Annotated in this window: 10 protein-coding genes; 4 read left to right on the forward strand and 6 right to left on the reverse strand. The window is 70.3% G+C overall.

What is annotated here, in order from left to right:
• The first annotated feature begins 48 nt into the window (after nt 1–48).
• Genes gap through secG form a run of 4 tightly spaced genes read left to right on the forward strand, consistent with a single transcriptional unit; the run spans nt 49 to nt 3,481 of the window.
• Nucleotides 49–1,053, forward strand: a complete 1,005-nt coding sequence (gap, locus tag ACSU1G_RS09260; RefSeq protein WP_439279631.1) for a type I glyceraldehyde-3-phosphate dehydrogenase — start codon at nt 49–51, stop codon at nt 1,051–1,053.
• Between the two features lie 40 nt (nt 1,054–1,093).
• On the forward strand, nt 1,094–2,365 hold the full coding sequence (locus tag ACSU1G_RS09265) for a phosphoglycerate kinase (RefSeq protein ID WP_439279632.1): 1,272 nt from the start codon (nt 1,094–1,096) through the stop codon (nt 2,363–2,365).
• Between the two features lies 1 nt (nt 2,366).
• Nucleotides 2,367–3,182 (forward strand): triose-phosphate isomerase, encoded by an 816-nt coding sequence (gene tpiA, locus ACSU1G_RS09270; RefSeq protein ID WP_439279633.1) that lies wholly within the window; start codon nt 2,367–2,369, stop codon nt 3,180–3,182.
• A 47-nt stretch (nt 3,183–3,229) separates the two neighbouring features.
• Nucleotides 3,230–3,481: a preprotein translocase subunit SecG gene (gene secG / locus ACSU1G_RS09275; RefSeq protein ID WP_439279634.1), complete on the forward strand. Its 252-nt coding sequence runs from the start codon at nt 3,230–3,232 to the stop codon at nt 3,479–3,481.
• 59 nt (nt 3,482–3,540) lie between these two features.
• On the opposite strand, the gene pgl is transcribed toward secG, so the two are convergent.
• From pgl to tkt, 6 genes are read right to left on the reverse strand one after another with little or no spacing between them, the layout of a single operon-like run.
• Nucleotides 3,541–4,365: a 6-phosphogluconolactonase gene (pgl, locus tag ACSU1G_RS09280; protein ID WP_439279635.1), complete on the reverse strand. Its 825-nt coding sequence runs from the start codon at nt 4,363–4,365 to the stop codon at nt 3,541–3,543.
• A complete protein-coding gene (locus ACSU1G_RS09285) occupies nt 4,355–5,296 on the reverse strand; it encodes a glucose-6-phosphate dehydrogenase assembly protein OpcA (RefSeq protein WP_439279636.1) in 942 nt (313 codons plus the stop codon). Before ACSU1G_RS09285 ends, pgl begins: the two co-directional genes overlap by 11 nt.
• A complete protein-coding gene (zwf, locus tag ACSU1G_RS09290) occupies nt 5,296–6,873 on the reverse strand; it encodes a glucose-6-phosphate dehydrogenase (protein WP_439279637.1) in 1,578 nt (525 codons plus the stop codon). The genes ACSU1G_RS09285 and zwf overlap by 1 nt, the downstream gene beginning before the upstream one ends.
• The gene (locus tag ACSU1G_RS09295) at nt 6,866–8,539 is read right to left on the reverse strand and encodes a glucose-6-phosphate isomerase (protein WP_439279638.1); all 1,674 of its coding nucleotides are present in this window, start codon (nt 8,537–8,539) and stop codon (nt 6,866–6,868) included. Before ACSU1G_RS09295 ends, zwf begins: the two co-directional genes overlap by 8 nt.
• Nucleotides 8,536–9,651, reverse strand: coding sequence for a transaldolase (tal, locus tag ACSU1G_RS09300; RefSeq protein WP_439279639.1), 1,116 nt, complete (start codon nt 9,649–9,651; stop codon nt 8,536–8,538). Before tal ends, ACSU1G_RS09295 begins: the two co-directional genes overlap by 4 nt.
• Nucleotides 9,652–9,682: 31 nt before the next feature.
• The gene (gene tkt / locus ACSU1G_RS09305; protein WP_439279640.1) at nt 9,683–11,845 is read right to left on the reverse strand and encodes a transketolase; all 2,163 of its coding nucleotides are present in this window, start codon (nt 11,843–11,845) and stop codon (nt 9,683–9,685) included.
• Between the last annotated feature and the right edge of the window lie 40 nt (nt 11,846–11,885).

Below are 11,885 nucleotides of genomic sequence, written 5' to 3' on the forward strand. Positions count from 1 at the left end.
CTTCGCCACGCTTGTCGTCTGTTATCCGTCTGACTGAAAGGCACCACCGTGACCAGGATCGCCATCAATGGATTCGGCCGTATCGGCCGCAACGCCCTGCGTGTCATCGAGCAGCAGGGCCTTGACCTCGAACTCGTCGCCGTCAACGATCTGGCGGACATCGAGGACCTGTTCTACCTGCTCAAGTACGACACGGTGCTGGGCCGCTATCCGCACGACCTCCAGCTGGTGGACGGCAACCTCGTCGCCAACGGCAGGACCATCCAGGTCTTCGCGGAATCCGACCCGGAGAAGCTGCCCTGGGCAGAGCTCGGCGTGGACGTCGTGGTCGAGTGCACCGGCCACTTCACCAAGGCCGAGGGCGCGCGCAAGCACCTCGACGCCGGGGCCCGGAAGGTCATCGTCTCCGCACCGGGCAAGGGCGTGGACGGGACCTTCGTCATGGGCGTGAACGAGGACACCTACGACCCGGCCACCATGGACATCATCTCCTCGGCCTCCTGCACCACCAACTGCCTCGCGCCGATGGTCAAGGTCCTGCACGAGTCCTTCGGGATCGTGGACGGCATCATGACCACGATCCACGCCTACACCGGCGGCCAGAACCTCCAGGACGGCCCCCACAAGGACCGCCGCCGCGCCCGTGCTGCGGCCCAGAACATGATCCCCACCTCGACCGGCGCCGCCAAGGCCATCGGCGAGGTCATCCCGGAGCTCAAGGGCAAGCTGGACGGATTCGCCATGCGCGTGCCGATCATCACCGGCTCGGCCACCGACCTCACCGTCGAGCTGGAACGGGAGGCCTCGGTCGAGCAGGTCAACGCCGCCTTCCAGCGGGCCTCCGAGACGGACGCGCTGCGGGGCCGGCTCGTCTACAGCGTGGACCCCATCGTCTCCTCGGACATCGTCACCTCCCCGGCGGCCTGCACCTTCGACGCGCCCCTGACGAAGTCGATCGGCAAGACCGTGAAGATCATCGGCTGGTATGACAACGAATGGGGCTTCACGTGCCAGTTGATGGACCTGACAGCCATGGTCGGCTCTAGGCTGTAGTCGACACCCCTACCGTCCACCCGCCAGGAAGGCCCTTCGCATGACCGCCCAGACCCTCGACGACCTGCTGGAGTCGGGCGTGGCCGGACGCCACGTCCTCGTCCGCTCCGACCTCAACGTCCCGCTCGAGGACGGTGCTGTGACGGACGACGGCCGGATCCGCGCCTCGCTGCCGGTCATCACCGAGCTGGCCGCCGCCGGGGCGCGCGTGGTCGTCATGGCCCACCTCGGCCGGCCGAAGGGCCAGCCGGACCCGCAGTACTCCCTGAAGCCCGTTGCCGAGCGGATGGCCCAGCTCGCGGGCCGCGAGGTGCGGTTGGCCGCTGACGTCGCCGGGGACTCCGCCCGTGCCGAGGCGGCCGCCCTGGGCGACGGCGGCATCCTCCTGCTCGAGAACGTCCGGTTCGATCCGCGGGAGACCTCGAAAGACGACGCGGAGCGTGCCGGGCTGGCCGCCGAGTTGGCGGCGCTGGCCGGGGGGGTCGACGGTTCTGCCGGTGGAGCCTACGTGGACGATGCCTTCGGCGCCGTGCACCGCAAGCACGCCTCCGTGTATGACATCGCCGCCGAGCTGCCGTGCTATCAGGGACGGCTGGTCACCCGTGAGCTGGATGTGCTCTCGCGCCTGACCGGGGCGCCCGACCGTCCCTACGTGGTGGTCCTCGGCGGCTCCAAGGTCTCGGACAAGCTGGCCGTGATCGACCACCTGATGGAGCGCGCCGATACCCTGCTGATCGGCGGCGGCATGCTGTTCACCTTCCTCAAGGCGCAAGGCCACGAGGTCGGGGCCTCCCTGCTGGAGGAGGACCAGATCCCGGTCGTCACCGAGTACCTGAAGCGGGCCGAGGACGGCGGCTGCCGGATCGTGCTGCCGACGGACATCGTGATGGCCTCGGCCTTCGCGGCCGATGCCGAGTCCGAGGTACTGCCCGTCCAGGCCCTCACCAGCGGTGCCCACGGTGCGGAGGCCCTGGGCCTGGACATCGGCCCGGAGACCCGGGTGGCGTTCGGTGACGAGATCCGCCGGGCCCACACGGTGTTCTGGAACGGACCCATGGGCGTCTTCGAGTTCGAGGCCTTCGCCCACGGCACCCGCACCGTGGCCCGTGCCCTGACCGAATCCTCCGGCCTCACCGTGGTCGGCGGCGGGGACTCCGCAGCCGCCGTCCGCACCCTCGGATTCAGCGAGGGCCAGTTCGGCCATATCTCCACCGGTGGCGGCGCCTCGCTGGAATACCTCGAGGGCAGGCACCTGCCCGGTCTCGAGGCCTTGGAGCGCCCAGACGCCGGCACGGGACAGGCGGGCGCCTGAGATGACCTCGAAGACCGACGGCACCTATGACCGCACCCCGCTGATCGCGGGGAACTGGAAGATGAACCTGGACCACCTCCAGGCCGTGACGCTCGTGCAGAAGCTCACGTGGACGCTCACGGACGCGGACCACGACTTCGAGGGCGTCGAGGTGGCCGTGTTCCCGCCGTTCACGGATCTGCGCAGTGTGCAGACCCTGGTGGCGGGGGACCGGTTGCCCCTGGCCTATGGCGCCCAGGACCTCTCCGCAGAGGACTCCGGTGCGTACACGGGGGAGATCTCCGGGCAGTTCCTGGCCAAGCTCGGATGCACCTACGCCCTCGTGGGCCACTCCGAGCGGCGCACGCTGCACCAGGAGGACGACGCCCTGGTAGGACGCAAACTCGCCGCCGCCCTGCGCCACGGCATCACGCCCATCCTCTGCGTGGGGGAAGGGCTGCAGGTCCGCCAGCGGGGGCAGCAGGTGGAGCACACCCTGGCCCAGCTCCGGGGAGCCGTCGAGGGACTGACGGCCGGGCAGGTGGCCGGGCTCGTGGTCGCGTATGAACCCGTCTGGGCCATCGGGACCGGTGAGGTCGCCGGACCACAGGACGCCCAGGAGATGGCCGCTGCACTGCGTTCCGAGCTGGCCTCGCTGTTCGGCGCCGAGAGTGCCGCTGGCATCCGCGTGCTCTATGGCGGCTCCGTGAAGTCCACCAATGTCGCATCGATCCTGCGGGAGAAGGACGTGGACGGAGTCCTGGTGGGCGGTGCCAGTCTGGATGAAGGGGAGTTTGCTAGCATAGTGAGGTTCGAGCATCACCTTCTGACTGACTGATCACCTTCATTGATCGACCGACTGAACGCCGTACGGAAAAGAGTGACGTGGACGTCCTGACCCTCATCCTGCAGATTGCCCTGGCCGCCATCAGCGTCCTGTTGGTCCTGCTGATTCTGCTGCATAAGGGCCGCGGCGGCGGCATGTCAGACATGTTCGGTGGCGGGGTCACCTCGTCGCTGGGGTCATCCGGTGTCGCCGAGAAGAACCTGAACCGGCTCACGGTCACCCTGGGCGTCACCTGGGGTGCGATCGTGGTGGCTCTGGGCCTGATCATGCGCTTCTCGCAGGATTTCTGAGCAGTCATCCCTGCCGTGCCACGTCCGTACCACGTGGCCGCACCCCTCCCGCGTGCCGGCTAGTGGCCGGCCGCGGCTTCGTCCAACCACCACGTGGTGGAAGAACGTCCGAAGACCACCGATGCCGGCCAGCGGGCCGCCTCGGTGGTCTTGCTGTCTCGGGCCGTCCGCACCGCGCTCACGGCCTCCGACTTGTCTGCCCCGGCCACCACGAACCACAGGTGCTCGGCGGTGTTGAGGGCCTCCACCGTCAACGACAGCCGCAGCGGCGGGGGTTTCGGGGAGTCCGTCACCGCGATCACCGTGGCCTCCGTGGCCAGCGGCCCCGGCAGACCGGGGAAGAGGCTGGCGACATGCGCATCAGGACCGACGCCCAGCATCACCACGTCGAAGACCGGCAGGCGGGGGTCCACGCCCGCACTGGTCTGGGTCTGCTGGTCCTGGGTCTGCTGGATCTGGGCCCGCGAGAGCAGCTCGGCCGCATAGGCGTCTGCCGCCTCGTCCAGGCCCAGGGTCCCCGCCGCCGGCATCGGGTGGATGTTCTCGGCGGGCATCCCGTGTGTGGACTTCAGCAGGTCCAGGAGCGCCTCGTGCGCCTGGACCTCGTTGCGGTCCGGGTCACCCGTGGGCAGGAACCGCTCATCGCCCCACCACAGGTGCACGCGAGACCAGTCGGGCATCGGCACCGCCCCGGCTCCTGTCCCGTCCGCCTCGACCAGCTCCGCCAGCGCGGACAGGATGCCCGTTCCGGTGCCGCCGCCGGTCAACACGGCGGAGGCCTCACCGCGCTGCCTGACGGCGGCGGCGAGGATCCCCACCAGTTCCGTGGCGGCCCGCCGGCACAACTGGCGCCGGTCGGGGAACATCCGGGTCTCATCGCTCACTGGGCAACACCGCTTTCAGATCGGTCAGGGGTAGGCCGTTGACGACCACGTCTCCGAACACCTCGTCCGGGTCCAGCCGGCGCAGTTCCTCCGCCAGGCAGTCCTGGTCGCTGCGCTTGGGCAGGGAGATGTGCTGGACGGGGCGGCCCTGCTGGTAGAGGGAGGCCACGTCTCCGGTGGGCCGGGACAGCACCACATCTCCCGCCCGGCGCCGCAACCGGACGGAGCGCATGCCCTGTCCGGCCTTGGAGTGGGCCATGGTGACGGGGACACCGAGGCACCGCGTGAGCCAGGCGGCCAGCAGCATGGTGGAGGGGGAGTCCTCGGCCCCGTCCACGGTGACGGAGAGGATCTCCGCGGCGTCCAGGCCGTCCAGGATCGCGGCGAGCTGGATCCGCCATCCGGTCAGCCGGGTCCAGGACAGGTCCGTGTCCCCGGCGCGGTAGGTCTGCCGCAGGTGCATGAGCGCCTGGCGCGGCTTGGCGGCGGTCGCCGTGTCCGTGATGCGCCGGTGCGCCATGGCGCCCAGGGCGGACTCGGCGGGGATGGCCGGGGAGGCATGGGGCCACCAGACCACGATCGGGGCATCCGGGAGCAACAGGGCCCCGATGAGGCTCTCGGACTCCTCGGCGTTGGAGCCGGTGCCGTAGAGGATGATCACATCGGAGGCGCCGGCGTCACCGCCCACGCGGATCTGGGCGTCCAGCCGCGTCGGGGCGGCGGGATCCCCGGCGGCCAGGACGATGATCCGGCAGGGATGCTCCCGGCTGGCAAGGTTGGCGGCCAGGATGGCAGCCTCCGTGTGGTCGGGGGTCGTGGAGATGACCAGGGTCAGCACCCGGCCGAGGGCCACCACGCCGCCGGCCTCACGCAGCCGGTTCATCTCCTTGGCGATCTTGGAGGTGGTGGTGTCCTGCACGTCGACGATCATCAGGGCCTCCTCCAGACGCGGCCGTCGCGGGCCATCAGCTCATCGGCGGCCTGGGGCCCCCAGCTGCCGGGGGCATAGGGCTGGGGTTGCCCGGACAGCCCGGCCCAGTATTCCTCGAAGGGATCGAGGATGGCCCAGGACAGCTCCACCTCGGCCTGGCGGGGGAACAGCGGGGGCTCACCCAGCAGCACGTCCAGGATCAGCCGCTCATAGGCCTCGGGGCTGTCCTCGGTGAAGGCGTGGCCGTAGCCGAAGTCCATCGTCACGTCCCGGACCTCCTGCTGGGTCCCGGGCACCTTCGAGGCGAAGCGGATCGTGACCCCCTCGTCCGGCTGGACCCGGATGACGATCGTGTTCTGTCCGAACTCGTCCTCCTCGTGCCCCGGGAAGAGCAGGTTGGGGGCGCGTTTGAGGACCACGGCGATCTCGGTCACGCGGCGGCCCAGTCTCTTGCCGGCCCGCAGGTAGAACGGGACCCCGTCCCACCTCCGGGTGCGGATCCCGAGTTTGAGCGCCGCGTAGGTCTCGGTCGTGGACTCCGGGTTGAAGCCCTCCTCCTCGAGGAAGCCGGTCACCTTCTCGCCGCCCTGCCAGCCCCCGGTGTACTGGCCGCGGGCCGAGGAGGCGCCCAGGCCGGCGTCGTGCAGGGGGACCTCCACGGCGGCCAACACCTTCTCCTTCTCGGCCCGCAGGTGGTCCGCGTCAAAGGAGATCGGCTCCTCCATGGCGGTCAGCGCGAGCAGCTGCAGCAGGTGGTTCTGGATGACGTCGCGGGCGGCACCCACCCCGTCGTAGTAGCCGGCCCGGCCGCCGATCCCGATGTCCTCGGCCATGGTGATCTGCACGTGGTCCACGTGGTTGGAGTTCCACAGCGGCTCGAAGAGCCGGTTGGCGAAGCGCAGCGCCAGGATGTTCTGGACGGTCTCCTTGCCGAGGTAGTGGTCGATCCGGAAGACCGCGTCCGGGACGAAGACCTGCTCGATCACGTCATTGAGCTCGCGGGCGCTGACCAGGTCGTGGCCGAAGGGCTTCTCAATCACCACACGGCGCCACGGCCCCTCGGAGGTGTCCTGCTGCCGTCCGGCCAGGCCGTGGTCGGCGAGCTGCTGGCTGACCTCCTCGAACCAGTCCGGCGGGATGGAGAGGTAGTAGACGGTGTTGCCGGCCGTGCCGCGGGAGACCTCGAGGTCGGCCAGCGTCTGACGGAGGTCCTCATAGGCCGCCGGGTGGTCGAAGCCGCCGGAGACGAACCGGAAGCCGCCCCGCAGCTGGTTCCAGACCGTGTCGTTCCACCCGGTCCGCGCCGAGGACTCCACACTGCTGCGGACGTAGTCCGTGAACTCCTCCTCGCTCCACTCACGGCGGCCGAAGCCGATGAGGGAGAATCCCGGCGGCAGCAGGCCGCGGTTGGCCAGGTCATAGATGGCCGGCAGCAGCTTCTTGCGGGCGAGGTCACCGGTGACCCCGAACAGGACGAGCGCGGAGGGACCGGCGATGCGGGTCAGCCGGCGGTCCCGCGGATCACGGAGGGGGTTGGTGCGCGGTCCGGCCTGCGCGTTGCGTGAGGGCTCAGGCATCCGGACCGTTCGTGCCGTTCGCCGCCTGCAACAGCGCGCCGACACCCGCGGATCGCTCGGTGAGGTGCAGCCGGATCACCGGACGGCCGGTCTCACGCAGCACGGCGGCGTCGCCGGCGGCCTGGGCTGTCAGCAGCTGTCCGAAGGTGAAGGGACGGCCGGGGATGTCGAGGTCGAGGTCGGAGTCCGCCGTGATCTGCAGGAAGACCCCCTCGGGGGCACCGCCCTTGTGGTACTGCCCGGTCGAGTGCAGGAACCGCGGCCCCCAGCCGAAGGTGACGGGGCGTCCGGACCGCGCCGCCAACGCATCCCGCAGGACCTCCAGTTCGGTGTAGCCCAGGCGGTCCAGGTACGCCTGCACCGCCAGGTAACCGTGCGCGGGTACCAGCCGGGCCACGGCGTCCAGCACGGCGGTGAGGTCGCCCTCGGCACCGGCCTGCACGACGGCGGCCGGACCGGTGATCTGCACGGCACCGATCACGGTGTCCGGCTCCGCCGTGGTGGTCCCGCTTCCCGTGGCGTCCAGCAGTCCACGGGCCGCGGTCTTCGCGGCCTCCACGTCGGGTTGATCGAAGGGGTTGATGCCCAGGAGGCGACCGGCCACGGCCGTGGCGAACTCCCACAGGATCAGCTGGGAGCCCAGGCTGCCGTAGATCTCGAGGGCATGGGGCGAACCGCCTGCTGACCCGCCGGCTGCCATCCCGTCATGCTCCTCGCGGTCCTCGGGATCGGCCACGAGACGGATCTGCAACAGGTCCGCTGCCTCCGACACGGTCTCCGGGCCGCCCGCGTCCACCACGACGGGGAGCACGCCGGTCCCCTCCTTGCCGGTGGACTCCGCGATCAGCTGCTCGGCCCAGGAGCCGAAGCCGACCAGCCCGGAAGCCACGTCCGAGAGGATGAGCTTGTTGCGCAGGGGCTCGGTGCCGGCCATCGCCGCGCCCAGCTGCAACCCGGGGTTGTCCGTGTCGTCGGTGGACAGGACCTCGAGCGTCTCCTCGGCATCATCGAGCAGTGCGGACAGGTCCACCCCGGCCAGGCCCGTGGGGACCAGGCCGAAGGCGGTCAGCGCGGAATACCGCCCGCCCACGGAGGGGTCGGCCGTGAAGACGTGCCGGTAGCCGGAGTCTCGGGCCAGCTGCTCCAGGGGCGAGCCGGGGTCGGTGACGACCACCATCCGGGATCCCGGTTCCAGGCCGGCGTCGGTGAAGGCCTGCTCGAAGACCCGACGCTGCGAATCCGTCTCGAGGGTCGAGCCTGACTTCGAGGACACCACCAGGACGGTGTCCGTGAGCCCGGCGGCCAGGATGTTGCCCACCATCTCAGGGTCGGTGGAGTCCAGGACGGTGAGCGGGTGGCCCTCGGTGGCGGCGATCACCTCGGGGGCCAGCGAGGACCCTCCCATCCCGGCCAGGACCACCCGGCTGACGCCCTCGGCGGCGAGCTCGGCGCGCAGCTGTTCGATCTGGGGCACGAGGGCGCGTGAATCCCCGAAGGGGTCCATCCACCCGAGGCGCTTCGACGACTCCTCCTGCGCCTCCGGTCCCCACAGGGTGGGGTCCTGCGCGGCCAGGCGGCTGGCCACCCGGTCACCCACCAGGGTCGGGACGTGGCGGTCGATCGCCGCGAGGGCGTCGCCGGTGGCCTGGAGCCCGAGGGTGCTCATCTCACGTCCTCCATCGCCGTGCTGACGGTCTGCAGCAGCTCCTGCCAGCTGGCCACGAACTTCTCCACGCCTTCGGTCTCCAGCACGGCCACCACGTCGTTGTAGTCGACGCCCGCGTGCGCAACCGCATCGAGGAGCCGGTCGGCCTCCTCGTATCCGGCCGTGATGGTGTCCCCGGTGACCTCACCGTGGTCCGCCAGGGCCTCCAGCGTCTTCTCCGGGATGGTGTTGACGGTGCTGGCCGCCACCAGGCCCGTGACGTAGGCGGTGTCTGACAGGGCCGGGTCCTTGGTCCCGGTGGACGCCCAGAGCGGACGCTGGGCGTGGGCCCCGGCGGCCTCCAGGACGCGCCAGCGCTCCGAGTCCAGGGTCTCCGTGAAGATCCGGTAGGCCAGGCGGGCGTTGGCCAGCCCCGCCTGACCGGTCAACTCGGTGGCGCCCTCGGTCCCGGACTCGCGCAGGCGGCGGTCCACCTCGGTGTCCACCCGGGAGACGAAGAAGCTCGCCACGGAGTGCACGGTGGACAGGTCGATCCCGGCCGCGTGGGCCTGCTCCAGGCCGAGCAGCCATGCGTTGAGCACCTCGCGGTACCGGGTGAGGGAGAAGATCAGGGTCACGTTGACGCTGATGCCGGTAGCCAGCGTGGCCGTGATCGCGGGCAGTCCCTCCTCGGTGGCGGGGATCTTCACCATGACGTTGGGCCGGTCCACGGCGCGCGCCAGATGGCCGGCCTCGGCCACGGTCTGCTCCGTGTCCCGTGCGGACCGGGGGTCCACCTCGATGGAGACCCGGCCGTCCACGCCGCCGGTGGCCTCGTAGATGGGCGCGAAGATCTCGCACGCGGCCTGGACGTCCCGGGTGGTCAGCTCGAAGACGGCGCGGTCCACGTCCGCCCCCTCCGCGACCAGCTGGGTCAGCTGCTCGGCGTAGGCCTGGCCGTTCTTGAGGGCGGCGGCGAAGATCGAGGGGTTGGTGGTCACCCCGGTGACGGTCCGGGTGGCGATCAGCTCGCTGAGGTTGCCCGTGGCGATGCGTTCGCGGGACAGGTCGTCGAGCCAGATGGAGACGCCGGCCTCGGCCAGTGCGCGGGTGTTCGGGTTCTGTTCGGTCATCGCTACTCCGTACGTCTGAAAGGCGGGTGGATCAGTTCTTGAGCAGGTCACGGGCGGCGGTGGCCACGGCCTCGGCCGTGATGCCGTACTCCCGGAACAGGGTCTGGAAATCGGCCGAGGCACCGTAGTGCTCCAGGGAGACCTGGGCGCCGCGGACTCCGGTGTACTTGGCCCAGCCCTGGGCGATCCCGGCCTCCACCGAGACGCGGACGGCGCCGTTCTGGGGCAGCACCGCGTTCCGGTAGGACTCGTCCTGGGCGTCGAACCACTCCAGGCAGGGGGCGGAGACCACACGGGTGGCGACGCCCTCGGACTGCAGCGCAGCGCGGGCGGCCACGGCGAGCTGGACCTCCGAGCCGGTCCCGATCAGGATGGCCTCCGGTTCCACGGTCGCCCCCTCGGCATCCGTGGCCTCCATGAGGACATAGGCGCCACGCGCCGTGTCCTCGGCCCCGGTGAAGCCCTGCTCGTTCCGGGGGAAGACCGGGAGGTTCTGGCGGGACAGCACGATCCCGGCCGGCCCGTCGGTCTTCTCCAGGATGGTCTTCCACGCCCAGGAGACCTCGTTGGCGTCCGCCGGACGGACCACGGCCAGACCCGGGATGGCGCGCAGGGCGGCCAGCTGCTCCACCGGCTGGTGGGTGGGGCCGTCCTCGCCGAGGCCGATCGAGTCGTGGGTCCAGACGTAGATAGCCGGGGTGCCCATCAGCGCGCCGATCCGGATCGCGGGCCGCTGGTAGTCGGAGAAGATCAGGAACGTGCCCATGTAGGCGCGGAGCAGGGACCCCAGCGAGATGCCGTTGATGATCGAGCCGGCGGCGTGCTCGCGGATGCCGAAGTGCAGGGTCCGCCCGTAGGGATCGCCCTTCCAGGTGGCGGTCTGCCGGCTGGCCGGGATGAAGGACGGCTCGCCGTCCATGGTGGTGTTGTTCGAGCCGGCCAGGTCGGCAGAACCGCCCCAGAGTTCGGGCATCACGGGGGCCAGCGCGGTGAGGACCTTGCCGGAGGCCGCACGGGTGGCCATACCCTTGGCCGCGCCGGAGAAGGTGGGGTCGAAATCGGCCTCGAACGTGGGGAAGGCCTCGGCGAAGCCCTCGGGCAGCTCACCCGCGCTCAGGCGGTCGAACAACCGGGCCCGCTCCGGATTCGCGCCGCGCCACGTGGCGTAGGCCTCTTCCCAAGTCGCGCGGTAGGCCGTCGAGCGTTCCTGGACGCTGCGTGCGTGGGCCAGCACGCCGTCGTCGACCGCGAAGCTCTGCTCCGGGTCGAAGCCCAGCACGTCCTTCAACCCGGCCAGCTCCTCCGCGCCGAGCTTGGAGCCGTGGATGGCCCCGGTGTCCTGCTTGCCGGGGGAGGGCCAGCCGATCACGGTGCGCAGCTTGATCAGCGAGGGCTTGGAGGTCTGGGCCTTCGCCTCGGCCAGTGCGGAGTACAGCTGCTCGGTGTCCTCGACGTAGTCGCCGGTGGCCAGCCAGTCCACGGTCTGCACGTGCCAGCCATAGGCCTCGTAGCGGGCCGCGACGTCCTCGCTGAACGCCACGTCCGTGTCGTCCTCGATCGAGATCTCGTTGTCGTCGTAGATCACCACGAGGTTGCCGAGTTCCTGGTGCCCCGCGAGGGACGAGGCCTCGGAGGTGACGCCCTCCTGGAGGTCGCCGTCCGAGGCGATGACGAAGATGTGGTGGTCGAAGGGACTGGTCCCGGCGGCCGCGTCCGGGTCCAGCAGTCCGCGCAGCCGGCGCTGGGCGAAGGCGAAGCCCACCGAGGAGGCCAGGCCCTGACCGAGCGGACCGGTGGTGATCTCCACCCCGTCCGTGTGGCCGTACTCGGGGTGTCCCGGGGTCTTGGACCCCCAGGTGCGCAGCGACTCGAGGTCTTCGAGCTCCAGACCGGCGCCGGCCGCGAAGAGCTGGAGGTACAGGGTCAGGGAGCTGTGGCCCGCCGAGAGGATGAAGCGGTCACGCCCGGCCCACGTGGCATCCGCCGGATCATGGTGCATCACGTTCTGGAAGAGCTGCCAGGCCACCGGGGCCAGCGAGATGGCCGTTCCGGGGTGGCCGTGTCCGGCCTTCTCCACGGCGTCCGCGGCCAGAACGCGCAGGGTGTCCACGGCCTTCCGGTCGATGGCCGAATACGTGTACCCGCGGGCGGGTTCACTGCGGCGGAGGGAGGATGCTGCCGGGGCTGAAGTCACGAAAGAAGCTCCTGAACGTATGACACGGGGGCCAGGGACC

The organism is Microbacterium sp. A93 (genome assembly GCF_051842835.1).